Source organism: Pandoraea sp. PE-S2T-3 (genome assembly GCF_002179965.1).
Classification (GTDB): domain Bacteria; phylum Pseudomonadota; class Gammaproteobacteria; order Burkholderiales; family Burkholderiaceae; genus Pandoraea.
In genome coordinates this window covers 398,980-424,333 of sequence record NZ_NGUQ01000014.1, presented here as the reverse complement: position 1 = coordinate 424,333, position 25,354 = coordinate 398,980, and the positions used below count along the sequence as shown (strand labels likewise).

Here is a 25,354-nt window from a genome sequence, read left to right as displayed (position 1 = left end):
CCCGTCAGTCAGTGCCCGGAATCCCGGGGGGCGCGCGGCGTATCGGTATGGAGCTCATCAAGCGTGTTCACATTGTAAAACGGACGCTCATCACCGAAGTGAACTTGTACGGCCTTGTGGCGTGCCAGCCACGCTCTCACGCGATGCTCGCCCGCGGCCAGTGTCGCGGCCAGATCGTCGGCCAGCGAACGATGCAATAACGCGAAAACCGGATGCGGACCTTCCGAGGTGACGGCGTAGGCGGCAAGGGCAAGCGGTGAGGATACGGGTGCTGACGAGGTTTGCGATGGCGCCGCTTGGGGCGGAATGTCCTCTGCGGATGGCGAATCGACGGCCGGATCGGCAGAGGCGGGGATGTCGGGAGCACCGGGAGCAACAAGCGCTGCGGCAAGGCGTGCCGCCAGATCGTCCGGCAACAGCGGTGAATCGCACGGCGCTGTCAGCACGTACTCAGTTTTGGCGGCGCGCAGCCCGGCGAGCATGCCGGCCAGCGGCCCCGCGAAATCCTGCGTCTCGTCGGAGACGACGTCGGCCCCCAGCGCTGCATACGCCGCGTGATTCCGATTGGCACTGATCAGCAGCGTGCCGACTTGCGGCTGCAATCGCGCAAGCACATGCGCTGCCAACGGCTGTCCGTCGAAAAGCTGCAACCCTTTATCTCGTCCGCCCATGCGCTGCCCACGCCCGCCCGCGAGAATCAGGCCGGTAATGGCGTCGCGGGCAATGGGCGGGTTAGGCATGAGATTTCCGTTATGAACGGTTGAGTGCGATGACGCGTCCGGTGGCGTCAAACCAGACGGCGCCGTCGCCGAGCATCACACCTTGGTCGCGCGCAAACATCAGGCGCGGCACGGCGGCGCCGATGGCGCGCACGTAGCTGTCGGTGAAGATTTCGTTGTAACGCGCCAGCAGCGACTTCGGATTACGCAGAATCAGCGTCTTGCCGCGCAGCGACACGCGCACGGGATAGCGAATCGATTGAGCAACGACATCGCGTCGATCGTCGAGCACGCCCTTGCGGAACATGCCCGCCGCGCGATTGATCGTCTCGTCGTCGTTGGCACCGGCCGCGCCGTACAGGTGATCGATCTTGCCGGTCTGAATGTTCGACATCGCCAGCTCGAAAGGCACCGTACGCCCGTTGCGCAGGTCTTTCCATTGGCCGGAGATCACTTCGCAGCTGCCCGAGGCGCCACCGCGCTGGCGGTTGATGTCGTCGTGCGAGGCGAATTCGCCCTCGAACGTGGCACGCGGCATGCCGCCCGCGTCGAATTCCGTCAGGTGCAGGCGCGACTTGTTCTCGAGCTTGCCGGTAAGCACGGTGTCGCTCTGCGACGAGGCGTTCGCGTAACGGCCTTCGAGCTTGCCGCCCGAGGACGTACGCAGCACAAGCCGCAGTGGATTGCGCTCGCCGAGTTGACCGCTATAGGTGATGAGATGGTTCGCGATCTCGCGCTCCGACGGGTCGCAATCGGCATGGGCCAACGATGGCATCCATGCCACGCAAAGCATCGCCAGCGTGGCGAGTCCGATGGCCACCGCGCGCAGGCGAAGGCGGCGTGGGCGTGTCGCCGGGGGTGTCGTCGTACGGCGCGACGTTGCGCCCACACGTTCAGGCAAAGCGAAAGAGTCTCGGGCGCAACTAGCGTCCGGGGCAGCAGCAATCATGAGTTGAGTTCAGGAATTCGGATTCGGGCAGCGTGGCGAGGTGTCTCGGGGTATCTCGTGGTGCCGGGGGCATTCGACGCATGTTGCGCATCGGGGGCACCACACCCGCTGCCGGTGATCATCCGCCGATATAGGACATTTCCACTTTCGGCGGCGCATCTTCGGGCAAGCCCGTCGCGGCCGTGCGCAAGGCCGAGTAGCGGTCGGTACGATCGTGCCAGATATCGCCGATGGCGGTCGAAATCTGCGCGTCGCTCGCGCCGTTGCGCAACAGCGTGCGCAGGTCGTAACCCGAACTCGCGAACAGGCACAGGTACAACTTGCCTTCCGTAGACAGTCGCGCACGCGAACAAGTGCCGCAAAACGCACGCGTCACTGACGAAATGACGCCGACTTCGCCGCCACCATCGCGATATTGCCAACGTTGGGCGGTTTCGCCGGGATAGTTCGCTTCGAGCGGTTCGACCGGTAAGGCTTCGTTCAGGCGGGCAATCACTTCGGCCGACGGCAGCACTTCATCCATGCGCCAGCCGTTCGAGGTGCCCACGTCCATGTATTCGATAAAGCGCAGTACGACGCCGCTGCCGTGGAAATGGCGCGCCATCGGCACGATATCGCCGTCGTTAGTGCCGCGTTTGACGACCATGTTGACCTTCACCGGCCCCAAACCGACGTGCTGCGCTTCGGCAATGCCTTCGAGCACATTGACGACCGGGAAGTCGACGTCGTTCATCTGGCGGAAGATCGTGTCGTCAAGGCTGTCCAGACTGACCGTCACACGCGTCAGCCCCGCATCCTTGAGCGACTGGGCCCGGCGCTTGAGCAACGAGCCGTTGGTCGTGAGCGTGATGTCGAGCGGCTTGCCCGAGGGCGTGCGCAGGCGGGCGAGCATCTCGATGAGACGCTCCAGATGCTTGCGCAGCAGCGGCTCGCCGCCCGTCAGACGCAGCTTTTCCACGCCATGTTCGACGAACAGGCGCGCAGCACGCTCGATTTCTTCAAAGGAAAGCAGGGAGGATTGCGGCAGGAAGGTGTAGTCCTTGTCGAACACGTCCTTCGGCATGCAATACACACAGCGGAAGTTGCAACGATCGGTCACCGAAATCCGCAGATCGTGCAGCGGCCTGGCCAGCGCATCCTGAAGATGGCCGGTGGCTGCGCGCACTTGTGCGGGGATCTGCGGCGTATGCGTCGCATATCGCGCGTCGGTGCGCAGATCGGTGAGTCGGATAATCGTTTCGGTCATGGTGGGGCCTTGGCTTGCGTCTCCATTCTAGCGAATTGGCATGTTCGCCGCCGAAACCGGGATTTTTGGACGGAATTACCGTCGCGCCGGCATTCGGGCAGCAACCAGTTCGATGCGGGACATCAAGCCAGTGTCAGGCATCACGATACGGGCAGTGCGTCGCACGCACAAGTCGGGACAACACGAGGATGTCCCGATATTCGCGTGAGTCGCTGCCACGCTATGTCTTTGCGTTTATGGGCGTCACCAATGGAAAAGGGGGCCGAAGCCCCCTTTTTTGGCGTCACGGCAGTTGCCTGACGTTGGCCGATATTGCTTCCGTTACCCGATGCAGTATCGCCCTCTTCAGGACAACGTCATGCGATCTCAGGCACCGTGATCCGACGAAGTCTGCGTTTCCACTTGCTCCATCGGGCCGGTGTTGACCGGTGCTGCCGTACGACGCTGACGTTGCACGCGCGGTGCCGGTGCGGCTTGCGCCGCGGCTTCCTTGGCTGCGCGATGCTTGTCGGCGTCGGTGTGGACCCACACCAGACCCACGCTCTGGAGCGTGCTTTCCAACGCACCTTGCTCCACAACCGGCGTCGCGCTGACCGACACAGGCTTCTGCGTCACGACTTCCGTGACCGCAGCGGCCGCTTCCGGCTGTGCCGGGGCGGTCGGTGCCACGTAGGCGGGCGCTTGCGTGGTGACTTCTACCGGCTTGGCAGTTTCCACCGGGGCCACTTGCACCGGCACCGGTTCCACCGGCGCGCTGGCGCTGGCGGCCGTTGCGGCGATTTCGGTCAGTGCTTCGGCCGGTACCGTCGGTTGTGCCGGGGCCGGCGTTGCTGCCGGCAGCGGCGTGCTGACCGGCGGCACGATCGGTGCGGCAGCTTCCACGGCGGGCAGCGGCGCAACGTTCACGGGCACGACGGGGGCGGCCGGAGCGACCGGCGTGACCGGTTGCGCCACGACTTGCACCGGCACTTCCGGCGTTGCCACCGGGGCGGCTTCGCTCACCGTTGCGACGGCCACTGCCGGCGCTGCGGGGGCGACCGGGGCCGCTTGGGTTTGCACCTGCTCCAGCGTCGGCGTTGCGACGGCGGGTTTGGTTTCAACCGGTTGGAACGTCTGAGCGGGTGCCTGCGCAGGTTCGGCGTGAACCTGTGCGGCAGCAACCGTGGCGGCGGCTACGACTGCCGGTGCAACGGCTTGCGGTGCCACATGCTCGGCGCGCTCTTCCGTCACTGCCGGCGTCGCAGCGTATTCCGATGCTGCGCTGCCTGCATGACCTGCATCACCAGCATTGCCCACGTTTTCCGAACCTTCGCCTTGCTCGCCGTCAGCATGCAGTTGCTGCTCACCGGCTTCGCGTTCACGACGGCCACCACGACGACCACGACGACGGCTGCGGCGACGCTCTTCGTTCGCCTGTTCGCTCTCGTCACCGGCCACGCCTTGGGCGCCTTCGGCTTGCGCACCTTGTGCTGCCAAACGGTCGTGCTGATCGTACTCGGCGTCTTCACCAGCGCTCAGCGGGGCAGCCACTTGCGCCGCGCGTTGCGGAGCCGCTGCTTGTTGACCCTCGGCACCTTCGGTCTGACGGCGGTTGCGATCGCGGCGGTTGCCACGTTCGCGGCCTTCACGCGGTTCGCGACCGTCTTCAGCGCGCACTTCCTGCGCCGGTTGACGTTGTGCATCGTCGCGCTCGCGCTTGTCGCGGCCTTCTTGACGCTCGTTACGATCGCCACGCTCATTGCGGTCATTACGTTCGGTGCGCTCATTGCGCTCCGTACGGTCGCCGCGTTCGTTGCGATCATTGCGCTCGTTGCGGTCATTACGATCGGCACGTTGCTCGTTACGGTCCGTGCGCTCGGCACGTTCCGGACGCGCTGCACGGCCTTCGCGTGCCGGTTGGCCCGCGTTGTCCTTGCCGGTCTTGTTCTCGTCACGGGCGTTGCCGCGGCGATTACGGTTTTGCTGATGCGGACGATCATGACGCTCGCGCGGCGGACGTGCTGCCGGCTTGGCCGGGGCTTCGTCCTTCACCGGTGCCGGTGCGGCAGGCTCAAGGCCCAGCAAGCGCTTCACGAAACCGATGAAACCACCGCTGCGCACCGGGGCTGCCGGGGCAGGCGTTGCGGCGACCGGTTCCGGGCGCGGCTGCGCTGCCGGGGCCGGCTGCTCGGGCGTGATGCCCTTGACGGCGGCTTCCTGACGCGGACGCACGTCTTCCTTCTTCTTGCTGTAACCGGCCGGATCGTCTTCCGATGCGCGGGCGGCTTCCTCGGCGAGCGCGTAGCTGGCCTTGGGCGCGTCCAGACGCGGGTCGTCGAAGCGCAGGCGCTCCAGCTTGTAATGCGGCGTCTCGAGGTGCTTGTTCGGGATCAGCAGCACGCCAACCTTGAAGCGCGCTTCGATCTTGTTGATTTCCTGACGCTTTTCATTGAGCAGGAAGGCGGCGACTTCGACCGGCACCTGGCAGTGAATCGCTGCCGTGTGCTCCTTCATCGCTTCTTCCTGGATGATGCGCAGGACTTGCAGTGCCGACGATTCGGCGTCGCGGATGTGGCCGGTGCCGTTGCAACGCGGGCAGGTCACGTGCGTGCCTTCCGAGAGCGACGGACGCAGGCGCTGACGCGAGAGTTCCATCAGGCCGAAACGCGAGATCTTGCCCATCTGGACGCGGGCACGGTCGTGCTTGAGCGCATCCTTCACACGTTGTTCGACTTCACGCTGGCTCTTGGCCGACTCCATGTCGATGAAGTCGATCACGATCAGGCCGCCGAGGTCACGCAGACGCAACTGGCGCGCGACTTCGTCGGCAGCTTCCAGGTTGGTGCGCAGGGCGGTTTCTTCGATGTCCGCACCCTTCGTGGCGCGTGCCGAGTTCACGTCGATCGACACCAGTGCTTCGGTGTGGTCGATCACGATGGCGCCACCCGAGGGCAGCGGCACCTGACGCGAGTAAGCCGTTTCGATCTGGTGTTCGATCTGGAAACGCGAGAACAGGGGCACGTCGTCGCGGTACTGCTTCACGCGATTGAGATGGTCGGGCATGACCACCTGCATGAAGTTGCGGGCCTGTTCGGAAATTTCTTCCGTATCGATGAGAATTTCACCGATATCCGGTTGGAAATAGTCACGGATGGCGCGGATGACCAGGCTCGATTCGAGATAGATCAGCGCCGAGTCGCGCGGCAGTTCGATGGTGTTGGCGGCGCCTTCGACGGCGTGCCACAGTTGCAGCAGGTAGTTCAGGTCCCACTGGAGCTCTTCGGCCGAGCGGCCGATACCGGCCGTGCGGGCGATGATGCTCATGCCTTCGGGCAGTTCGAGCTGCCCCATCGTCTCGCGCAGTTCCTGACGATCTTCACCCTCGATGCGGCGCGACACGCCACCGCCACGGGGGTTGTTCGGCATCAGCACGAGGTAACGGCCGGCCAGCGAGATGAACGTGGTCAGGGCTGCGCCCTTGTTACCGCGCTCTTCCTTTTCCACCTGAACGATGAGTTCCTGACCTTCGGACAGGGCATCCTGAATGCGCGCATTGCGCACATCGGCGCCGTCGCGGAAGTACGCGCGAGCGACTTCCTTGAACGGCAGGAAGCCGTGGCGGCCTTCGCCGTAATTGACGAAGCAGGCTTCGAGGGAGGGTTCGATACGGGTGATGACACCCTTGTAGATGTTGCCTTTACGCTGTTCGCGTCCGGCCGTCTCGATATCGATGTCGATGAGTTTTTGCCCATCGACAATGGCCACGCGCAGTTCTTCCTGCTGCGTGGCGTTGAACAACATGCGTTTCATGAAAACGACTCCCACCCGCCGCTAATGCGAATGCGCAGAGCGTCGGGCACGTATCACTCGAGTTATCCAACACGCGAGGTTCGAGCCGGAGGTGGAAGAATTGCCGGGGAGGTCCGGGCGATGAGGCCCACGGACGCAAAGGCGCCTGCGAATACGCTAACGCGCTCGCCCGGAACCGCCGAAGTGCCATATAACGCCGGCACAGCGCGGATTACTTCGGGTTTGCAGTCCGTAACACGAGAAACTTCATCAGCATTTTCTCGGGGCGCCTGCCGACACTTATTCTTATTGTGGCGGCGCCTCAATCTCGACTTTTGCGCGAACGATATTCACAAAGCGATCAGCCTGAAAGAATGGACTCCAGTCTGACCGCCAAAAAATTCTATAACCACCAACTCTATCCGCGTCATGCGCGCTGCGACCGAAGCGGCCTATGGGCCAGACTTCCTGCCGACGCTGCGTGACGTGCGTGCGCTCGCTGCTCCAGGGTCACCGGACGAGCAGCCTGCCCGGGGTGCAAGTAAAATACCGTTTTGGGGTATGCACCAGCAGAGGTGTGGATTTGGCACGATTCCCGCTACCGCCACCTCTGTCGGACAAATTATATTCATAATGAATGAGTTAGGCAAAAGTCGGCACAAAATGGTTGCGCCGGCACCCGCACCACAGGTGCGGTTGGTCGAAGTCGATGACGGCTCGGCCGGTCAGCGGATCGATAATTTCCTCCTGCGTGAGTGCAAAGGGGTACCGAAAAGTCACGTTTATCGGATTCTTCGCAGCGGCGAAGTCCGCGTAAACAAAGGGCGAGTAGACGCAGCCTATCGACTTGTCCTGGGCGATATCATCCGTATCCCCCCGGTCCGCGTGGCCGCTGGTTCCAACGAACCCCAGACCCACGTTCCCGCCGCCACATTCCCCGTCCTGTTCGAAGACGACTACCTGCTGGCCATCAACAAACCGTCCGGCGTGGCCGTGCACGGTGGCAGCGGCGTGTCGTTCGGTGTGATCGAGCAATTGCGCCGCGCCATGCCGCAACTGAAGTTTCTCGAGCTGGTGCACCGCCTCGACCGGGATACCTCGGGCATTCTGCTGCTTGCCAAGAAGCGCGCCGCGTTGGTCGGCATGCACGAGCAGATTCGCCACAACCGGATGGACAAGCGTTATCTGGCTTGTGTCACCGGCGAATGGCGCGACAAGCTGCGGGCGGTCAAGGCGCCGCTATATAAATACGTCACGTCCGAGGGGGAGCGCCGCGTCCGGGTGCAGGAAGACGGCCAGCAGTCGCACACCGTATTTCGCATGGTGGAATCATTTCCGCCTTATACCTTGCTGGAAGCGGAACTGAAAACGGGACGAACCCATCAGATACGCGTTCATCTGGCACACTGCGGCACCCCGATCGTGGGAGACGACAAGTACGGCGACTTCACGCTGAACAAGAATCTCGCCCGTCCCGGCGCCAAGCCCGGTATCAAACGCATGTTCCTGCACGCCTGGCGGTTGAAGTTCACGCATCCCGTGCTCGATACGCCGATTGCACTGGAAGCGGCGTTGCCGCCAGAATGTGAGCAATTCCTGAATCAACTTCGAGGCGCTCCCGCCGATGCCAAGCCCTGAGTTCGACCTGGTCGTTTTCGACTGGGACGGGACGTTGATGGATTCGACGCCCACTATTACCCGCTGTATCCAGGCGGCTTGCCGCGATCTTGGGTTGCCTGTGCCGACCGACGAGCTGGCCAGCCATGTCATCGGTCTGGGGCTGCGTGACGCCCTGCAAATGGCGGTTCCGACGCTCGACCCTGCGCACTATCCGCGTCTTTCTGAACGCTATCGCTTTCATTACTTGATAGGCGATAAAGCCACCGTGTTGTTTCCCGGCGTACGAGAATTGCTGGAAGAACTGCGCTCGCGCGGTCGATTCCTGGCAGTGGCGACCGGTAAGTCGCGCGTTGGCCTGAACCGCGCGCTCGAATCGGCAGGCCTGATGCGCACGTTCGACGCGACACGTTGCGCGGATGAGACATTCTCGAAGCCCCATCCGGCCATGCTCCAGGAACTCACCCGTGAGCTTGGGCAAGACCTGCGCCGCACGGTCATGATCGGCGACACCACGCACGACTTGCAGATGGCGCACAGCGCCGGGGCCGCGAGCGTGGCCGTGGCCTATGGTGGCGCGCATCCGCGTGATCAGCTTGAGGCGCTTGCGCCTGCGTTCTGTGCGGGCAGCGTGGCGGAGTTGCGCGAGTGGCTGCTGGAGCGGGTGTGAGCGAAACCGTCGCGCCGCAGCCGATCTGTGCCGGTACCGCGCTGGTGGACGGCGGACTCGGCGTGCGCTTCGAGGTGCTAGTCGGCGGACATCGCACGCCAGCCTTCGTGATTCGCTACGACGGGCAGGTGTATGGCTACCTCAATCAGTGCGCCCACGTGCCCATGGAGCTGGACTGGTCCGAGGGGCAGTTCTTCGAGACGTCCGGCTTATACTTGATGTGCGCTACGCATGGCGCGACGTATGAGCCCAATACGGGTCATTGCGTCGGCGGCCCATGCCGTGGCGGTGCATTGCAGCCGGTGCGGGTCGAGGAACAGTTGGCCCTGACTGACGGGGCGCCGTCGGGTGGCGCTGCTGCCGCGACGACGGTTGTGTGGTGGCCGGACGCCTATATACAAGTGCCCGATGCGCCGGCGTCGGCCGCGTGACGAGATCTGCGAATGACCGACGCGACCTGAACGCGACGACAGCCGAACTTCTACCGCCTTTTCCTAAAGCTTCTCTGGACAACGTATGGCCGACGCCCTCCCGCCCGATTCGCCCCGCACCGAACCCGGTTTTCCGCCACCCGGCGGGCGTCCCCCTTCGGGAGGTGGTGGGAGTCCGCGTGACCCTCGCGAAGTGAAGCCGTGGGAGCGCGAGATGCTCGAAAAGGTGCTGATGGCCGGCATCAAGGAGCAGCGGGCTGCGCGCCGCTGGAAAATCTTCTTTCGCCTGCTGATGCTCGCGATCGTTGCGCTCGTCGTGTGGTCGATTTTCGATATCGATGGGAGCAGCAGCACATCGTCCGCTGGCGGTTCCGGCAAGCACACGGCACTCGTGACGCTGAGCGGCGAAATTGCCCCGGATGGTCAGGCCAGTGCTGAAAAGATCAACTCGGCACTCGAATCGGCGTTCGAGGATTCCTCGGCTGCGGGGGTGATCCTGCGGATCAACAGCCCGGGCGGCAGTCCGGTGCAGGCCGGTATGATCTATGACGATATCGCCCGTTTGCGCGCGAAATATCCGAAGAAGCCGTTGTACGTCGTGGTCGAGGAAATTTGTGCGTCCGGCGGCTATTACGTGGCGGCGGCTGCCGACAAGATTTACGTCGACAAGGCGAGCATCGTCGGGTCCATCGGCGTGTTGATGGACGGTTTCGGTTTCACGGGGCTCATGGACAAGCTCGGCGTCGAGCGGCGTTTGCTGACGGCCGGGCGCAACAAGGGCTTCCTCGATCCGTTCTCGCCGCAGACCGATCAGCAAAAGACGTACGCGCTCGACATGCTTGAGCAGGTACATCAGCAGTTCATCGGTGCGGTCAAGAAGGGGCGCGGCAATCGCCTGAAGGACGACCCGGATCTGTTCAGTGGGCTGTTCTGGACGGGCCAGCGTGCCATCGAATTGGGGTTGGCCGACGGCACGGGCACGGTGGATTCAGTCGCCCGCGATGTGCTGAAAGCGCCTGATCTGGTTGACTACACCGTCAAGGAAAACCTGCCCGAGCGCATGGCGCGCCGATTCGGTGCGGCGGTCGGCACTGCGGCCATGAAGACGATGATGATGGGCTCGTCGCTGTCGTTGAAGTAAAACTGGATTTTCGATGCGAAATCGATGAAAAACCCCACGGAAACGGCCGTTTTCGTGGGGTTTTCGTTTTACTGCGCGAGGAACAGGAAAATCGCGGGGCGCTTGTGTAGCTCCACGGTGTTCTGCGGCCAGCCTTTCACGCGATGCGCGACGATCTGCTCCGCATCCTGCGTCACATCGACGGCCACGCACAGCAGCGTCGATGCGTCGCAATTTTGCAGCAGCGCATCGAGCATGGCCTTGTTGCGGTAGGGTGTCTCGATGAAGATCTGCGTCTGCTTTTCCTTACGCGAGCGCTGTTCGAGTTCGCGCAGCCGTTTGGCGCGCTCGCCCGCATCCGTCGGCAAGTAGCCGTGAAACGCGAAACTCTGGCCGTTCAGACCGCTGGCCATCAGAGCAAGCAGAATCGAGCTCGGACCGACGAAAGGCACCACGCGGACGCCTTTCTCGTGGGCGCGCCGCACCAGCAGGGCCCCCGGATCGGCCACCGCCGGGCAGCCCGCCTCCGATACGAGGCCGCCGTCGGCACCCGCCAGAATCGGTGCCAGCAGAGCATCAATGGCGGCTGGCGGCGTGTTGACGTTCAACTCGCGGATTTCGATTTCCTGAATCGGCGTGCTCACTCCGACCAGTTTCAGAAAGGCGCGCGTGCTCTTGGCCTGTTCGCCGACGAAGTACGTCAGGCCGGCCGTCACCGTGCGGACCTCTTCGGGCAGCACGGCGGGCAAGCCGCCACGCGTGTCGGTGCCGAGGGTGTTCGGAATCAGGTACAGCGTGCCGCTCATGCCTTGGCTCCCGAAGCACCTTGTTGATGTACGGTCTGCGGCACGATTGATACGCCCGCCTGCATCAACATGGTCGTGAGCGCGATCATCGGCAGGCCGATGAGGGCGGTGGGATCGTCGTTCTCGATGGTTTCGAGCAGCATGATGCCCAGCCCCTCGGACTTGGCGCTCCCGGCGCAGTCATAGGGCGTTTCGGCGTGAAGATAGGCGGCGAGCACGTCATCGGGCAAGTCACGGAACTTCACACGGGTTACCACGTCTGTGGCTTGGCTGCGGTCGTGGCGAGCATCGTGCAGACAGAGTGCGGAGTGAAATTCCACGACTTTGCCGCGCATGTCGCGCAACTGCGCCATGGCGTTCTCGAAATTGCCGGGCTTGCCGATCTGGCGGCCTTCGAAGGTGGCGACCTGATCGGAGCCGATGATGAGGGCGTCGGGGTGAAGGGCGGCGACAGCCTGCGCTTTCTCGCGCGACAGGCGCAGGGAGGTGTCGTGCGGGGTTTCGCCAGGTGCCGGGGTTTCGTCGATGTTCGGGACGACGACCGTGAACGGCAGGCGCAGGCGCTCAAGCAGTTCACGGCGATAGCGCGATCCGGAGGCCAGGATCAACGGTGGCAGGGGCTGTGCGGTCATCGGGTTTAAGTGTTTGACGAGAAACGAAAAACTATTTAGAATTCACGGCTTTTGCAATCTGGCGCTCGGTCCCGCCAGTCTGCGCGATCAGGGTTCGAACACCGGAAAACGGCGTCGGATCAAGGCGCTGCGAGGGCAAGGGACGTTGAAAAGCAGTCAGATGCGCCAAGGCAAGGATGAGCGTGATGAACGAATATATCGTCGATCTGTTCGAATTCGCGCGTACCGGCCGGGTGGCGGAAGGTGACGTGCAACTTGCGGCTTTGCCGCGCATGGTAACCGAAGTGCCTCCTGAAGTCTCGGAGGCCGCCCGTACGAAAGGCGTGTTCCATTGGCGTGCCGAGGGCAGCGAAAAGCAGGTGTTGCGTGCGGATGGCAAGCCCACCGTTGCGCAGTTTCTGACGCTGTCGGTCGAAGGCCCGATGTGGCTGGAGTGCCAACGCTGCCTGACGCCGTACCAGGAGCCGCTGGACTCGGAGACGACGTTTGAAGTCGTGCGCGACGATGCGGCTGCTGAAGCCCGTCCGCTCGACGAAGACGAGCTCGAAGCGCTGGTCGGCTCGAAGCATTTCGATCTGCGCGAGCTGGTCGAGGAAGAATTGTTGTTGGCTTTGCCGATTGTGCCCAAACACGAGGTTTGTCCGAGTGTGCACGACGCGCTGGCCACGGGCAGCGACGGGTTGACCGAACCGGAACCCGAGCCCGAAGAAGAGGATAAGCCGTCTCCGTTCGCGGCGCTGGCAGCGCTCAAGCGCTCGCCGGACAAGGACGGAAAGTAAAGTGCGGCCGGGTTTCCGGCTCACCAAAGTACATGTTTGCGTTAGTCGCACAGGTCGGGCCGACAGGCCGACACCGTAGGGCGGCGCTCGAACTGTGTTAAAATTTCGCGATATTTTGAGGAGTTATCATGGCCGTTCAACAGAACAAGAAGTCGCCGTCGAAGCGCGGCATGCACCGTTCGCACGATTTCCTGACCGCACCGTCGACCGCCGTCGAACCGACGTCGGGTGAGACGCATCTGCGTCACCACATTTCGCCGAACGGTTTCTACCGTGGTCGTAAGGTCATCAAGACCAAGAACGACTAATTCGGCCCGACAGACGACACGCGCCCATCATGGCGCTGTTTGATCGTCCGATGTGGCAAAAGCGGCACTTATCCTGCCGCTTTTTTTGTTACCTGTACCGCAAGCCAATCACGTCGACATGACAGTCACCCTGACGATCGATTGTATGGGCGGTGACCATGGCCCATCGGTGACGGTGCCGGCCGCGGTTCACTTCGTACAATCCACCGACGATGTCGAGCTCGTGCTGGTCGGGCAGCAGGACGCCATCAATGCGCAGCTCGCAAAGTTGCGCATGACGGATCACCCGCGCCTGTCCGTCGTCAATGCGACCGAAGTTGTCGCCATGGACGACTCGGTCGAGACCGCGCTTCGCAAGAAGAAAGACTCTTCGATGCGTGTGGCGTTGAATCTGGTCAAGGAAGCGCGCGCGCAGGCTTGCGTGTCCGCCGGGAATACCGGTGCGCTGATGGCCGTTTCGCGCTACGTGCTCAAGACGTTGCCGGGTATCGAACGTCCCGCCATTGCCACGGTGCTGCCTAATCAGAAGGCCGGCTACACCACGATGCTCGATCTGGGCGCCAACGTGGACTGCGAGCCGACCCACCTGCTGCAATTCGCCGAAATGGGCCACGCGCTCGTCGCGGCGGTCGACGGGAAGGACCATCCGTCGATCGGTCTGCTCAACATCGGCGAAGAAGTTATCAAGGGCAACGACGTCATCAAGCAGGCAGGCGAGCTGTTGCGCGCCTCCACGCTGAACTTCTACGGCAACGTGGAAGGCAACGATATCTATCGCGGCACCACCGACATCGTGGTCTGCGACGGTTTCGTCGGTAACGTCGCGCTCAAGACCTCCGAAGGCCTGGCGCAAATGCTCGGCGACATGATCAGAGAGGAATTCACCCGTACGTGGTGGGCCAAAGTGATCGCTGTTGTCGCGCTGCCGATTCTCACCCGCTTCAAGAACCGCGTCGATCACCGTCGTTATAACGGTGCGGCGTTGCTCGGGTTGCGTGCACTTGTCATCAAGAGCCACGGCTCGGCCGACGCCTACTCGTTTGAATGGGCTATCAAACGCGGCTATGATGCAGTTCGCAATGGTGTGCTCGACCGCTTGTCGCACGCCATGCAGGAGAATCAAACCAAGCTCCAGGACAACAAGCCGGCGAGCGCCATTCCGGCGCTTTGATGCCGACGGCCTGCCCTGGCGCGCTAACTGATCTTAAGATGACCCAGTCCGCGATTCATTCCCGTGTCATCGGTACCGGCAGCTATCTGCCGGCACGACGCGTGACCAACCAGCAGCTGGCCGACGAGCTTGCCACGCGCGGCATCGAGACGAGCGACGAGTGGATCGTCGCGCGCACCGGTATCAAGGCCCGGCATTTCGCGGCGCCTGATCAGAGCAGCAGCGACATGGCCACCGAGGCCGCGAAGCGCGCGCTCGACATGGCCGGACTCGACGCCAACCAGCTCGATCTGATCATCGTTGCCACCTCCACACCCGACTTCGTGTTTCCGAGCACTGCCTGCCTCGTGCAGAACAAGCTCGGCATCACCAATGGATGTGCGGCGTTCGATGTGCAGGCTGTTTGCTCGGGCTTCGCTTACGCGATGGCCACGGCGCATAACTTCATTCGCGCCGGCGCCCACCGCAATGTGCTGGTGATCGGTGCCGAGACGTTCTCGCGGATTCTCGATTTCAACGATCGCACCACCTGCGTGCTGTTCGGCGATGGTGCCGGCGCGGTCGTGCTGCAAGCCTCCGACGAGCCGGGCATTCTGTCGAGTGCGCTGCACGCCGACGGCAGCCACTCGAACATTTTGTGCGTGCCGGGCAATGTGAATGCCGGTGCGGTGCAGGGTGAGGCGTTCCTCTATATGGATGGCCAGGCGGTGTTCAAGCTGGCCGTCAAGGTGCTGGAGAAAGTGGCCCACGAGGCCCTGGAGAAGGCCGGACTGGAGCAGTCGGCGATCGACTGGCTGATTCCGCATCAGGCCAACCTGCGCATCATGACGAGCACGGCCCGCAAGCTGGGTCTGCCCGAAGAAAAAATGGTCGTCACCGTCGACCAGCATGGCAATACCTCGGCCGCCTCGATTCCGCTCGCGCTTGACGTGGCGGTTCGCGATGGCCGCATCAAGCCCGGCCAGAACGTCATGATCGAAGGCGTTGGCGGCGGCTTTACCTGGGGCGCGGTGCTGTTCCGCATGTAAAAGCCCTCCGGCGCAGTGGCGTCGCGCGCGTGTCGGTTATTCCGTCGAGGAATGCCGCTCACGCAGCGATGCCGCCTCGCGCGTCACGACGACGCGCGACAATGCGCCGCGTTATTTCCTGAATCTGACTGCAAACCCAAGCGCCATGACATTCGCTTTCGTTTTCCCGGGACAAGGATCCCAATCGGTGGGCATGCTGGACGCCTTCGGTGACAACACCGTTGTGCGCGAGACGCTCGCCGAAGCTTCGGACGCCCTCGGGCAGGATATGGCCAAGCTGATCGCCGCTGGCCCCGCCGAAGATCTGAACCTCACCACCAATACCCAGCCGGTCATGCTCAGTGCCGCCTACGCGATGTACCGCGCGTGGCTGGCCGAGGGCGGTGCCGTGCCGGCGTTCGTGGCAGGCCACAGCCTTGGTGAATACACCGCGCTTGTGGCTGCCGGTGTGATCGCCTTCAAGGATGCCGTGCCGCTCGTGCGTTTCCGCGCGCAAGCCATGCAGGAAGCCGTGCCGGTCGGTCAGGGTGGCATGGCCGCCATTCTGGGTCTGGACGACGACACCGTGCGCAACGTTTGCGCCGAAGCGTCGGCCGCCGGCGTGGTCGAGGCGGTCAATTTCAACGCCCCGGCGCAAGTGGTCATCGCGGGTGCCAAGGCCGGCGTCGAAAAGGCGTGCGAACTGGCCAAGGCCGCGGGCGCCAAGCGCGCACTCGTGCTGCCGGTGTCGGCACCGTTCCACTCGTCGCTGCTCAAGCCGGCGTCGGATCGCCTGCGCGAGTATCTGGCGGGCGTGACGTTCAATGCACCGCAAATCCCGCTGGTCAATAACGTGGATGTGGCCGTCGAGACCGACGTCGCCCGCATCAAGGACGCGCTGGTCCGTCAGGCTGCTGCCCCGGTGCGATGGGTCGAGTCGGTCAAGTGGCTCGCCGGTCAAGGTGTGACGCAAGTGGTCGAGTGCGGTCCGGGCAAGGTGCTCACCGGTCTGACCAAGCGTATCGACGGCAACCTCACGGGACTGGCGATCACCGATCCGGCATCGCTCGCCGACGTGCGCGGCCAGCTCTCGTAAGCACTCAGCCAAGAACAGGCAAAGGTATTCCTCTCATGAGCAAGCAACTCGACAATCACGTGGCGCTGGTGACTGGTGCCTCGCGCGGCATCGGCCGTGCCATCGCTCTCGAACTGGCCCGTCAGGGCGCGACCGTCGTCGGTACCGCCACGAGCGAAGCCGGCGCGAAGGGCATTGACGCGTATTTCGCCGAAGCCGGTATTTCGGGAAAAGGCATCGTTCTGAACGTGACCGACGCTGAAGGCGTGGCCGCGGCGCTCGACGACATTCTCAAGCAATACGGAAAGCTCGACATCCTCGTCAACAATGCCGGCATCACGCGCGACAACCTCGCGATGCGCATGAAGGACGACGAGTGGGACGACGTCATCGACACGAATCTGAAGGCGATCTTCCGTCTGTCGCGTGCCGTAATCAAGCCGATGATGAAGGCCCGCAACGGCCGCATCATCAACGTGACCTCGGTGGTCGGCTCGGCCGGCAATCCGGGGCAGGCCAACTACGCCGCTGCCAAGGCGGGTGTGGCAGGCATGTCGCGTTCGTTGGCCGCTGAGATCGGCAGCCGAAACATCACGGTCAATTGCGTGGCGCCGGGTTTCATCGATACCGATATGACCAAGGCGTTGGGCGAAGCCCAGCACGAAGCCCTGAAGTCGCGAATTCCGTTGGGCCGTCTGGGCGCGCCGGAAGATATCGCGAATGCCGTAGCGTTCCTCGCGTCGCCGCAGGCCGGTTACATCACCGGCACCACGCTGCACGTGAATGGCGGCATGTTCATGAATTAACGGCAGGTCGCGTAAAAAGCGGTGGAATTACGTGATTTTGCGCGACATTGAACATTATTTGGCGCATGGTAACTTTGCTTGGCAAACCTGTTAAAATGCGCGCACTTGTCTGAACTAACTACCCCGGAGAGTTTGCATGGAAAACATTGATCAACGCGTCAAGAAGATCGTCGCGGAACAACTTGGCGTTGCCGAAGCAGAAATCAAGAACGAATCGAGCTTCGTGAATGACCTGGGTGCCGACTCGCTCGATACGGTCGAGCTGGTGATGGCCCTGGAAGAAGAGTTCGGCATGGAAATTCCGGACGAAGAAGCCGAAAAGATCACCACCGTGCAGCAAGCGATCGATTACGCAAGCGCGCACGTCAAGGCCTAAACAGGGCCTACGGATCGCCTGGCCGGCCGGAGTGCCGACCGGTTCCCGGCGCCAGGGATGCCTGTCAGCCGCAGGGAGCACGGGGTCGGACCCTGTCGCCTCTGTGGCTTTTGTTTTGTATGACCCAGCAGAAGAAGGGGAGTATCGTGAGTCGTCGTCGCGTCGTCATTACTGGTCTGGGCCTGATCTCGCCGGTCGGCAATACTGTTGCTGAAGGTTGGGAAAATCTGGTCGCCGGCCGCTCGGGCATCGCCAACATCACGAAGTTCGATTCGACCAACCATCGGGTGCACTTCGCGGGCGAAGTCAAGAACTTCGAGACCGAGAAGTACATTTCCGCGAAGGAAGCCCGCCGTATGGATACGTTTATCCATTACGGGCTTGCTGCCGGCATTCAAGCGTTCGAAGACAGTGGCCTCGCAGTGACCGAAGCCAATGCCGAGCGTATTGGTGTGCTGGTCGGTTCGGGCATCGGCGGTCTGCCGATGATCGAGGACACCGATAAGTCGCTTATCGAAGGCGGTCCGCGCAAGATTTCCCCGTTCTTCGTGCCGGGTTCGATCATCAACATGATCTCGGGTCACCTGTCGATCAAGTTCGGCCTGAAAGGCCCGAACCTTGCCATCGTCACGGCCTGCACGACGGGTCTGCACTGTATTGGTCAAGCCGCGCGCATGATCCAGTACGGCGATGCGGACGCCGTGCTCGCCGGTGGTGCCGAGTCGACCGTTTCGCCGCTGGGCATCGGTGGCTTTGCCGCCATGAAGGCCCTGTCGGAGCGTAACGACGATCCGGCGACGGCGAGCCGTCCGTGGGACCGCGATCGTGACGGCTTCGTGCTGGGCGAAGGCGCCGGCGTGATGATGGTCGAAGAGTACGAGCACGCCAAGGCGCGCGGCGCGAAGATCTACGCCGAGCTGACTGGCTTCGGCATGAGCGCCGACGCGTACCACATGACCGCACCGTGCGAAGACGGCGACGGCGCACTGCGTTCGATGAAGAACGCCTTGCGCGACGCCGGTATCAACGCCGACGTGGTGAACTACGTCAACGCACACGGCACGTCGACGCCGCTGGGCGATATCGCCGAAACGGTCGCTGTGAAGCGCCTGATGGGCGATGCGGCCAAGCAAGTCGTGGTGAATTCGACCAAATCGATGACCGGTCACCTTTTGGGTGGCGCCGGTGGTCTGGAGTCGGTGTTTACCGTGTTGGCCGTGCACCATCAAAAGTCGCCGCCGACGATCAATATCTTCAATCAGGACCCCGCTTGCGATCTGGATTACTGCGCAAACGTGGCCCGAGACATGAAAATTGACGTCGCATTGAAGAACTCTTTCGGTTTTGGCGGGACTAACGGCACGCTGGTCTTCCAGCGAGTCTAAGTTCGCGGGACGCCGCGCAGGCGTCCCGTTCCGCTACCCACGCGCCGGTGAGTGTGCCCGGGCGTGCGGCGTACAAGACACATCCAACTGTGGCGGCAAGTGCCGCCATGGTGCAATCAGATCCGACCGGATCTGGCAGCCAGAGAAAAAACGGATCCATATCAGGTGAGTGAACGAGAAATCGACCAGGCGCTCGTCGAGCGCGTGCAAAAAGGCGACAAAGCCGCCTTCGAGCTGCTGGTTGCGAAATATCACCGCAAGATCATCCGCCTCGTATCGCGGCTCGTGCGCGATCACGCTGAGGTCGAGGATGTGACGCAGGAGGCCTTTATCAAGGCCTACCGCGCCTTGCCGCAGTTTCGCGGCGAGTCGGCGTTCTATACCTGGCTGTATCGTATTGCTGTCAACACGGCGAAGAACCACCTGGCCACGCAGGGGCGCCGTGCACCGACTTCGACTGAAGCAAACGCTGAAGAAGCGGAAACTTTTGCCGAGGCCGATCAACTAAGGGATATCAACACGCCTGAGTCGATGCTGATGAGCAAGCAGATTGCTCAAACGGTCAACGCGGCGATGGAGGCTTTGCCCGATGAACTTCGGACGGCAATTACCCTGCGAGAAATCGAGGGTTTGAGCTACGAAGAGATCGCCGAAGCCATGGGGTGCCCGATCGGAACGGTCCGTTCGCGAATTTTCCGGGCGCGTGAAGCGATTGCCAGCCGGCTTAGGCCGCTGCTGGACACGCCTGACGGTAAGCGCTGGTGAGCGCGCCGCCGGGGAAGTTATTTTCGTTGGGGGATATCATGGGATCAGCGACGGTGCAAACGCAGCGGGGGCTGCAAGCCGAGCGGATTTCCGCGTTGGTTGACGGGGAATTCGATGCGGACGAGTTGGCAGCCCTGCTGGATGAGGCTGACACTTCGGGCCGGCCTCTGTGGGACGACTACCACCTGATCGGGGACGCACTGCGTTCCGATGAATTGGCACTACCGCGTTCGGAATCGGCCTTCATGGCCTCGTTCGCCGCACGCCTCGAAGCCGAGCCGCATCTGCTCGCACCGGCCGCTCTGGCCGATGTGCAGGCAAGCACCGCGCAAGCGGCACGCACTGCCGGCTCGCGCATTACCCGAATCAATCCGTTCCTGCGTGTGCGTCGCGTTCTGCCGACGGCCGCTGCCGCCGCGGCGGTCGCTGCGCTGTCGTGGGTCGTGGTGCCGCGTTTGCAGGATCACCCGGCCGGCGGTGCACAACCGCAGGTGCTGGCACAGACGGCGGCGCCGTCGGCTGCCACGGGTGGTGCGAACCTGACCCGTGTGACGCTCACGCAGCAGCCGCAAGCCGCTGTGGCCGCGGCCGCCAACGGCGCAGGTCCGAACGATCTGATCGTGCTGCGCGATGCGCGCCTGGACCAGTACCTGGCCGCGCATCAGCAATACGCTCCGGCGCCGATCGGCCAGAGCGTGTCTCCTTATATGCGAGCCTCGGCGCAAGCGGATGAATAAATGCAGCGCCTGAGTATCGAATCCTTGCCGCGTGCGCCCTTGGGGCGCACTTTCTTCCTCTTTGCCTTCCTGCTGGTCTCCACGCTGCAATCGCAGGCGTGGGCACAGGCGTCGGCACCGTCCGCCGACCCATTGGTCGAGCGGCGCGAAGTCAGCGCGTGGCTCAACAAGATCCACCGCGCCGCGCAGACCCAGAATTACGTCGGCACCTTCGTCTATCAGCGTGGTTCGACCATGCGATCGTCGAAGATCAGTCACTTTGCCGACAAGGGTAACGAGTACGAAGAACTCGAAACCCTCGATGGGCGCCAGCGCCGCATTCTCCGGCAGAACGAAGACGTCTACACGCTGATTCCTGAACAGAAGACCGTCTTCCAGGAAAAGCGCGAGAGCAAGGATTCGTTCCCGGCATTGCTCGCAACGCCCAATCGCGACGTTCTCGATTTCTACACGCCGAAGCTGCTGCCGAACGAGCGCATGGCCGGGTTCGATTGCGTGGTGATCGAGCTCACGCCGAAGGACGAGTACCGTTTCGGCTACCGGCTGTGGGCAGATCGCAACACGGGGTTGCTGTTGCGTGCGCAGACCATCGATGCGGACGGCCACATGCTCGAGCAGGCTGCGTTCTCGCAAATCTCGATTGCTGTGCCGAGCGAGAAGGCGCGCATCGTGCATGCCATTCAGGCAACGCACGGCTGGCACGTCATCAAGCCGCAAATTGCACCGACGCATCTGTCCGATGCGGGCTGGAGCATCGACGTCGACAAGAAGGTGCCGGGCTTCAAGGCCGTGCGCGAAGTGCGTCGCACGATGCGTTCGACGGCCGATGGCAAACCGCTGGATGTCCAGCAGGTGGTATATTCCGACGGCATGGCAGGACTTTCGGTGTTTATCGAGCCGGCCACGCGTGACCGCAAGGAAGGCCACGGCAGCGCTGGGGCGACCAACATCCTCATCAAGCGCCACGGCGACTATTGGCTGACCTTGCTCGGCGAAGTGCCGCAGGCCACCCTGCAACAGTTCGCTGCAAGTATCGAATTCAAGCAGCCGGCGAAGTAAGCGGCTGCCGGGCGGGCCGCCACCGGTGACGGAGCGGCCCGGGCAGCGAGGTGCGCATGGCAGCGATAGCCGTGTGCATGACAGCGTTGCCCTCAGGGATTCCCAGACTATCGCGCACTACGATCTTCCAATGAAGAAGACTCTCCTGCTTCGTGTCATGCTCGGCGGCGTTATGACCGCCTCGTTGGCGGGAGCTCCCGCCGCCTTTGCCGCGCCGGCCTCAGCACCCGCCAGCGGACCGGCAGCGCCGGCCGCCCTCGCGCCGCTGACCAACCTCCCCGATTTCACTCAGCTTGTCGATCGCGTCGGCCCTGCCGTCGTGAACATTCGTACGACCGAGCGCGTCAGCCGCAGTCAGCGCGGCATGCCGCCGGGCATGGACGACGACATGGCCGAGCTGTTCCGGCGCTTCTTCGGTGTGCCGATGCCGCAGCCGGGCCCGAAGGGCGGTGCGCCCAAGCGGGGTCAGCCGCAGCCGGACGAAGAGCAGAACAGCGGCGTGGGTTCGGGTTTCATCGTGTCCGCCGACGGCTACATCATGACCAACGCGCACGTGGTCGATGGTGCCGACAGCATTTACGTCACGCTGACCGACAAGCGCGAATTCAAGGCCAAGCTGGTCGGGGCCGACAAACGCACCGATGTTGCGGTGGTCAAGGTCGAAGCCAAGGATCTGCCGACGGTACCGATCGGCGACTCGAACAAGTTGCGCGTCGGTGAATGGGTCGTGGCCATCGGTTCGCCGTTCGGGCTGGAAAACACCGTGACGGCCGGGATCGTCTCGGCGAAAGGCCGCGACACCGGCGACTACCTGCCGTTCATCCAGACCGACGTGGCCGTGAACCCCGGTAACTCGGGTGGTCCGCTGATCAATATGCGCGGTGAGGTCGTCGGTATCAATTCGATGATCTACAGCCAGACGGGCGGCTTCATGGGCATTTCGTTCGCGATTCCGATCGACGAAGTGATGCGCGTGGCCGACCAGCTCAAGAAGACCGGCAAGGTCGTGCGCGGCCGTATCGGCGTGGCGATCAGCGAGGTCAGCAAGGATGTGGCGGATTCGCTGGGCTTGCCGCGTGCACAGGGCGCGCTGGTGCGCAGCATCGAACCGGGCAGCCCGGCCGAAAAGGCGGGTGTGCAGCCGGGCGACATCATCATGAAGTTCGATGGCCGCCCTGTCGATCACGCGACGGACTTGCCGCGGATGGTGGGTGACACCAAGCCGGGCGCGAGTGCGACGCTGCAAGTGCTGCGCAAGGGCAAGAACCAGGATCTGCGTATTACGATCGCCGAGGCCGATGTCGACACGCCGAAGGCGTCGAAAGCACAAAGCGGCAGCGCCGATACCCCGCACCCCAATGCCTTGGGTCTGGTGGTGTCCGATCTGAGCGATGCGCAGAAGAAGGACTTGAAGTTGCGCGGCGGCGTGCAAGTCGAGTTGTCGGAAGGTCCGGCCGGCCGCGCCGGTCTGCAACAGGGGGACATCATCCTGCGTGTGGGCGATACCGACGTGACGAGCGCGAAGCAGTTCGAAGAGGTGGTCAAGGCGCTGGATCCGAAGCGTCTGGTGCCGATTCTCGTGCGCCGTGGCGATGCTACACAGTTCGTGCCGTTGCGCCCGCGCGCACCGGCCACCGGCAAGTAATCCGGTCGCGATTGACGGATTTGACGGCAATGACCGCGCCGGCGCTGACCCTCTATGGCCGCAAATGGTGTCATCTGTGCGATGACATGCTTGCGGCACTGGAGGCCATGCGCCCGGCGTGGGACTTCTCCGTAACGGTCGTGGACGTCGACAGCGATCCGGCGCTGGAAGCGAAATACGACGAAATCGTGCCAGTACTGGCGTTAGGCGAGCGCGAATTGTGCCGTTATCGTTTTGACGCTGCCGCCGTGCAAGCGGCGTTGCGCGCACCGTAGGTCAACGATCCGCAGAGCCACCCCGACGATATGGGGGCAGCTCCCCCAACCTCACCGATGAAACGCCGCGATGCACGCGATTTCGGCCGGAATGACCGCGCTTTCGGCTAAAATGTCGTGTTAGCCGATTCTCTCGAAAGCCGCTGCCGAGCCGAATCTTCATGGCACCGACTTTTCTCTAGCCCCGCCTCATGGACCATATCCGCAATTTTTCGATCATCGCCCACATCGACCATGGGAAATCGACCCTGGCCGATCGCATCATCCAGCTGAGCGGCGGTTTGTCCGATCGTGAAATGGAATCCCGAGTTCTCGACTCGATGGACCTTGAGCGCGAGCGTGGCATCACCATCAAGGCACAGACCGCAGCGCTGCAATACAAGGCGCGCGACGGCAAAATCTACAACCTGAACCTGATCGACACGCCGGGACACGTCGACTTTTCGTATGAAGTAAGCCGCTCGCTGTCCGCTTGCGAAGGCGCGCTGCTCGTGGTCGACGCCTCGCAAGGCGTGGAAGCGCAAACGGTTGCCAACTGCTACACCGCCATTGAACTGGGCGTGGAAGTGGTGCCGGTGCTCAACAAGATCGATTTGCCGTCGGCCGAACCCGAGAACGCGATTCAGGAAATCGAAGACGTCATCGGCATCGAAGCGACCGACGCCGTGCGCTGCTCGGCCAAGACGGGCCTGGGTGTGGAAGAGGTGCTCGAAGCCCTCATCGCCAAGGTGCCGCCGCCCAAGGGCGACGCGACGGCCGCGCTGCAAGCATTGATCATCGACTCGTGGTTCGACAACTACGTGGGCGTCGTGATGCTGGTGCGCGTGGTCAACGGCACGCTCAAGCCGAAGGAAAAGATTCAACTGATGGCCACCGGCGCGACCTATCCGGTCGAGCAGGTCGGTGTGTTCACACCGCGTTCGCAGCAGCGCGAGTCGCTGTCGGCCGGTCAAGTGGGCTTCATCATCTCGGGCATCAAGGAGCTGGACGCGGCCAAGGTCGGCGACACCGTCACGCACGCCGTGACCACGACGACCAAGCCGGCGGCCGAACCGCTGCCGGGCTTCAAGGAAGTGAAGCCGCAGGTGTTCGCGGGTCTGTATCCGGTGGAAGCCAACCAGTACGACGCACTGCGCGAATCGCTCGAGAAGCTCAAGCTCAATGACGCCTCGCTGCAATACGAGCCGGAAGTTTCGCAGGCGCTGGGCTTCGGCTTCCGCTGCGGTTTCCTGGGCTTGCTGCACATGGAAATCGTGCAGGAGCGTCTGGAGCGCGAATTCGACATGGACCTCATCACCACGGCACCGACCGTGATTTATGAGGTCGTGCAGCGCGACGGTACGACGATCACGGTCGAGAACCCGTCGAAGATGCCGGACCCGGGCCGTATCGAAGAGATTCTCGAGCCGATCGTCACGGTCAACCTGTACATGCCGCAAGAGTATGTGGGCTCAGTGGTCACGTTGTGCCAGCAGAAACGCGGCTTGCAACTCGACATGCAATATCACGGGCGTCAGGTCAAATTGATCTACGAAATCCCGATGGCGGAAATCGTGCTCGACTTCTTCGATCGTCTGAAGTCGGTGTCGCGCGGTTATGCGTCGATGGATTACGAATTCAAGGAATATCGCTCGTCGGACGTGGTCAAAGTCGACATGCTGATCAACGGCGACAAGGTCGACGCACTGTCGATCATCGTGCACCGTTCGGAAAGCCGTCGTCGTGGCAATCAGGTCGCGGCGAAGATGCGCGAAATCATCCCGCGTCAGATGTACGATGTGGCAATTCAAGCCGCGATTGGCGCGAACATCATCGCGCGTGAGAACATCAAGGCGTTGCGCAAGAACGTGCTTGCCAAGTGTTATGGCGGCGACATCTCGCGTAAGAAGAAGCTGCTGGAGAAACAGAAGGCTGGTAAGAAGCGTATGAAGCAGGTGGGGAATGTGGAAATTCCGCAGGAAGCGTTCCTCGCCATTTTGCAAGTCGAAGACAAATAACGTAGCGACAG

Annotated in this window: 24 protein-coding genes; 18 read left to right on the top strand and 6 right to left on the bottom strand. The window is 62.6% G+C overall.

Annotated elements, in window-relative coordinates; translation table 11 throughout:
* Nucleotides 1-8: 8 nt before the first annotated feature.
* The 4 genes from mobA to CDV46_RS11645 form a co-directional block, all read right to left on the bottom strand.
* Entirely contained in the window at nucleotides 9-740 is a 732-nt protein-coding gene (mobA, locus tag CDV46_RS11660; protein ID WP_087722598.1) for a molybdenum cofactor guanylyltransferase MobA, read from the bottom strand.
* Between the two features lie 10 nt (nucleotides 741-750).
* A complete protein-coding gene (locus CDV46_RS11655; RefSeq protein ID WP_140413348.1) occupies nucleotides 751-1,620 on the bottom strand; it encodes a hypothetical protein in 870 nt (289 codons plus the stop codon).
* A 166-nt stretch (nucleotides 1,621-1,786) separates the two neighbouring features.
* Nucleotides 1,787-2,914, bottom strand: a complete 1,128-nt coding sequence (moaA, locus tag CDV46_RS11650; RefSeq protein WP_087722594.1) for a GTP 3',8-cyclase MoaA — start codon at nucleotides 2,912-2,914, stop codon at nucleotides 1,787-1,789.
* Nucleotides 2,915-3,280: 366 nt separating this feature from the next.
* Entirely contained in the window at nucleotides 3,281-6,703 is a 3,423-nt protein-coding gene (locus CDV46_RS11645; RefSeq protein WP_087722592.1) for an Rne/Rng family ribonuclease, read from the bottom strand.
* A gap of 612 nt (nucleotides 6,704-7,315) precedes the next feature.
* Here CDV46_RS11645 and CDV46_RS11640 point away from each other — a divergent pair.
* The 4 genes from CDV46_RS11640 to CDV46_RS11625 all read left to right on the top strand — a co-directional run bounded on the left by CDV46_RS11640 (nucleotide 7,316) and on the right by CDV46_RS11625 (nucleotide 10,541).
* Nucleotides 7,316-8,320, top strand: a complete 1,005-nt coding sequence (locus CDV46_RS11640) for an RluA family pseudouridine synthase (RefSeq protein WP_087691256.1) — start codon at nucleotides 7,316-7,318, stop codon at nucleotides 8,318-8,320.
* Complete coding sequence (locus CDV46_RS11635; RefSeq protein WP_058375956.1) at nucleotides 8,307-8,969, top strand: HAD-IA family hydrolase; 663 nt, start codon at nucleotides 8,307-8,309, stop codon at nucleotides 8,967-8,969. Before CDV46_RS11640 ends, CDV46_RS11635 begins: the two co-directional genes overlap by 14 nt.
* The gene (locus CDV46_RS11630) at nucleotides 8,966-9,400 is read left to right on the top strand and encodes a Rieske (2Fe-2S) protein (protein ID WP_087722590.1); all 435 of its coding nucleotides are present in this window, start codon (nucleotides 8,966-8,968) and stop codon (nucleotides 9,398-9,400) included. Before CDV46_RS11635 ends, CDV46_RS11630 begins: the two co-directional genes overlap by 4 nt.
* An 85-nt stretch (nucleotides 9,401-9,485) precedes the next feature.
* The gene (locus CDV46_RS11625) at nucleotides 9,486-10,541 is read left to right on the top strand and encodes a S49 family peptidase (RefSeq protein ID WP_087691258.1); all 1,056 of its coding nucleotides are present in this window, start codon (nucleotides 9,486-9,488) and stop codon (nucleotides 10,539-10,541) included.
* 68 nt (nucleotides 10,542-10,609) lie between these two features.
* Here CDV46_RS11625 and CDV46_RS11620 read toward each other — a convergent pair whose 3' ends face one another.
* The gene (locus CDV46_RS11620; RefSeq protein ID WP_087691259.1) at nucleotides 10,610-11,326 is read right to left on the bottom strand and encodes an SAM-dependent methyltransferase; all 717 of its coding nucleotides are present in this window, start codon (nucleotides 11,324-11,326) and stop codon (nucleotides 10,610-10,612) included.
* Complete coding sequence (locus CDV46_RS11615) at nucleotides 11,323-11,958, bottom strand: Maf-like protein (RefSeq protein WP_087691260.1); 636 nt, start codon at nucleotides 11,956-11,958, stop codon at nucleotides 11,323-11,325. Before CDV46_RS11615 ends, CDV46_RS11620 begins: the two co-directional genes overlap by 4 nt.
* A gap of 176 nt (nucleotides 11,959-12,134) precedes the next feature.
* On the opposite strand from CDV46_RS11615, the gene CDV46_RS11610 reads away from it, so the two are divergent.
* From CDV46_RS11610 to lepA, 14 genes are all read left to right on the top strand, one after another.
* Entirely contained in the window at nucleotides 12,135-12,737 is a 603-nt protein-coding gene (locus tag CDV46_RS11610) for a YceD family protein (protein ID WP_087722588.1), read from the top strand.
* Between the two features lie 128 nt (nucleotides 12,738-12,865).
* Nucleotides 12,866-13,045, top strand: coding sequence for a 50S ribosomal protein L32 (gene rpmF / locus CDV46_RS11605; protein WP_023594409.1), 180 nt, complete (start codon nucleotides 12,866-12,868; stop codon nucleotides 13,043-13,045).
* A 118-nt stretch (nucleotides 13,046-13,163) separates the two neighbouring features.
* The gene (gene plsX, locus CDV46_RS11600) at nucleotides 13,164-14,216 is read left to right on the top strand and encodes a phosphate acyltransferase PlsX (protein ID WP_087722586.1); all 1,053 of its coding nucleotides are present in this window, start codon (nucleotides 13,164-13,166) and stop codon (nucleotides 14,214-14,216) included.
* Nucleotides 14,217-14,254: 38 nt separating this feature from the next.
* Entirely contained in the window at nucleotides 14,255-15,244 is a 990-nt protein-coding gene (locus tag CDV46_RS11595; protein WP_058375949.1) for a beta-ketoacyl-ACP synthase III, read from the top strand.
* 145 nt (nucleotides 15,245-15,389) lie between these two features.
* Complete coding sequence (gene fabD / locus CDV46_RS11590; protein WP_087722584.1) at nucleotides 15,390-16,319, top strand: ACP S-malonyltransferase; 930 nt, start codon at nucleotides 15,390-15,392, stop codon at nucleotides 16,317-16,319.
* A gap of 35 nt (nucleotides 16,320-16,354) precedes the next feature.
* Entirely contained in the window at nucleotides 16,355-17,104 is a 750-nt protein-coding gene (gene fabG, locus CDV46_RS11585) for a 3-oxoacyl-ACP reductase FabG (protein ID WP_058375948.1), read from the top strand.
* A 136-nt stretch (nucleotides 17,105-17,240) separates the two neighbouring features.
* Nucleotides 17,241-17,480 carry an acyl carrier protein gene (acpP, locus tag CDV46_RS11580; RefSeq protein WP_058375947.1) on the top strand — a complete coding sequence of 80 codons (240 nt, stop codon included), beginning with the start codon at nucleotides 17,241-17,243 and terminating at the stop codon, nucleotides 17,478-17,480.
* Between the two features lie 146 nt (nucleotides 17,481-17,626).
* Nucleotides 17,627-18,865 carry a beta-ketoacyl-ACP synthase II gene (gene fabF / locus CDV46_RS11575; protein WP_087691513.1) on the top strand — a complete coding sequence of 413 codons (1,239 nt, stop codon included), beginning with the start codon at nucleotides 17,627-17,629 and terminating at the stop codon, nucleotides 18,863-18,865.
* A 165-nt stretch (nucleotides 18,866-19,030) separates the two neighbouring features.
* Nucleotides 19,031-19,630: an RNA polymerase sigma factor RpoE gene (gene rpoE / locus CDV46_RS11570; RefSeq protein WP_058375946.1), complete on the top strand. Its 600-nt coding sequence runs from the start codon at nucleotides 19,031-19,033 to the stop codon at nucleotides 19,628-19,630.
* A 38-nt stretch (nucleotides 19,631-19,668) separates the two neighbouring features.
* The gene (locus CDV46_RS11565; protein ID WP_087691264.1) at nucleotides 19,669-20,367 is read left to right on the top strand and encodes a sigma-E factor negative regulatory protein; all 699 of its coding nucleotides are present in this window, start codon (nucleotides 19,669-19,671) and stop codon (nucleotides 20,365-20,367) included.
* Nucleotides 20,368-21,426 (top strand): MucB/RseB C-terminal domain-containing protein, encoded by a 1,059-nt coding sequence (locus tag CDV46_RS11560; protein WP_087722582.1) that lies wholly within the window; start codon nucleotides 20,368-20,370, stop codon nucleotides 21,424-21,426.
* 157 nt (nucleotides 21,427-21,583) lie between these two features.
* Nucleotides 21,584-23,071, top strand: a complete 1,488-nt coding sequence (locus tag CDV46_RS11555) for a DegQ family serine endoprotease (RefSeq protein WP_371328817.1) — start codon at nucleotides 21,584-21,586, stop codon at nucleotides 23,069-23,071.
* Between the two features lie 29 nt (nucleotides 23,072-23,100).
* On the top strand, nucleotides 23,101-23,346 hold the full coding sequence (locus CDV46_RS11550) for a glutaredoxin family protein (protein ID WP_087691266.1): 246 nt from the start codon (nucleotides 23,101-23,103) through the stop codon (nucleotides 23,344-23,346).
* 191 nt (nucleotides 23,347-23,537) lie between these two features.
* The gene (lepA, locus tag CDV46_RS11545; RefSeq protein ID WP_058375942.1) at nucleotides 23,538-25,343 is read left to right on the top strand and encodes a translation elongation factor 4; all 1,806 of its coding nucleotides are present in this window, start codon (nucleotides 23,538-23,540) and stop codon (nucleotides 25,341-25,343) included.
* The last annotated feature ends 11 nt before the right edge of the window (nucleotides 25,344-25,354 follow it).

Excerpts from the sequence above, each read along its gene's own strand:
- mobA (WP_087722598.1), bottom strand. The coding sequence starts at position 740 with ATGCCTAACCCGCCCATTGCCCGCGACGCCATTACCGGCCTGATTCTC.
- moaA (WP_087722594.1), bottom strand. The coding sequence starts at position 2,914 with ATGACCGAAACGATTATCCGACTCACCGATCTGCGCACCGACGCGCGA.
- CDV46_RS11645 (WP_087722592.1), bottom strand. The coding sequence starts at position 6,703 with ATGAAACGCATGTTGTTCAACGCCACGCAGCAGGAAGAACTGCGCGTG.
- CDV46_RS11640 (WP_087691256.1), top strand. The coding sequence starts at position 7,316 with ATGAATGAGTTAGGCAAAAGTCGGCACAAAATGGTTGCGCCGGCACCC.
- CDV46_RS11635 (WP_058375956.1), top strand. The coding sequence starts at position 8,307 with ATGCCAAGCCCTGAGTTCGACCTGGTCGTTTTCGACTGGGACGGGACG.
- CDV46_RS11625 (WP_087691258.1), top strand. The coding sequence starts at position 9,486 with ATGGCCGACGCCCTCCCGCCCGATTCGCCCCGCACCGAACCCGGTTTT.
- CDV46_RS11620 (WP_087691259.1), bottom strand. The coding sequence starts at position 11,326 with ATGAGCGGCACGCTGTACCTGATTCCGAACACCCTCGGCACCGACACG.
- CDV46_RS11615 (WP_087691260.1), bottom strand. The coding sequence starts at position 11,958 with ATGACCGCACAGCCCCTGCCACCGTTGATCCTGGCCTCCGGATCGCGC.
- CDV46_RS11610 (WP_087722588.1), top strand. The coding sequence starts at position 12,135 with ATGAGCGTGATGAACGAATATATCGTCGATCTGTTCGAATTCGCGCGT.
- rpmF (WP_023594409.1), top strand. The coding sequence starts at position 12,866 with ATGGCCGTTCAACAGAACAAGAAGTCGCCGTCGAAGCGCGGCATGCAC.
- plsX (WP_087722586.1), top strand. The coding sequence starts at position 13,164 with ATGACAGTCACCCTGACGATCGATTGTATGGGCGGTGACCATGGCCCA.
- CDV46_RS11595 (WP_058375949.1), top strand. The coding sequence starts at position 14,255 with ATGACCCAGTCCGCGATTCATTCCCGTGTCATCGGTACCGGCAGCTAT.
- fabD (WP_087722584.1), top strand. The coding sequence starts at position 15,390 with ATGACATTCGCTTTCGTTTTCCCGGGACAAGGATCCCAATCGGTGGGC.
- fabG (WP_058375948.1), top strand. The coding sequence starts at position 16,355 with ATGAGCAAGCAACTCGACAATCACGTGGCGCTGGTGACTGGTGCCTCG.
- acpP (WP_058375947.1), top strand. The coding sequence starts at position 17,241 with ATGGAAAACATTGATCAACGCGTCAAGAAGATCGTCGCGGAACAACTT.
- CDV46_RS11565 (WP_087691264.1), top strand. The coding sequence starts at position 19,669 with ATGGGATCAGCGACGGTGCAAACGCAGCGGGGGCTGCAAGCCGAGCGG.
- CDV46_RS11560 (WP_087722582.1), top strand. The coding sequence starts at position 20,368 with ATGCAGCGCCTGAGTATCGAATCCTTGCCGCGTGCGCCCTTGGGGCGC.
- CDV46_RS11555 (WP_371328817.1), top strand. The coding sequence starts at position 21,584 with ATGCTCGGCGGCGTTATGACCGCCTCGTTGGCGGGAGCTCCCGCCGCC.
- CDV46_RS11550 (WP_087691266.1), top strand. The coding sequence starts at position 23,101 with ATGACCGCGCCGGCGCTGACCCTCTATGGCCGCAAATGGTGTCATCTG.
- lepA (WP_058375942.1), top strand. The coding sequence starts at position 23,538 with ATGGACCATATCCGCAATTTTTCGATCATCGCCCACATCGACCATGGG.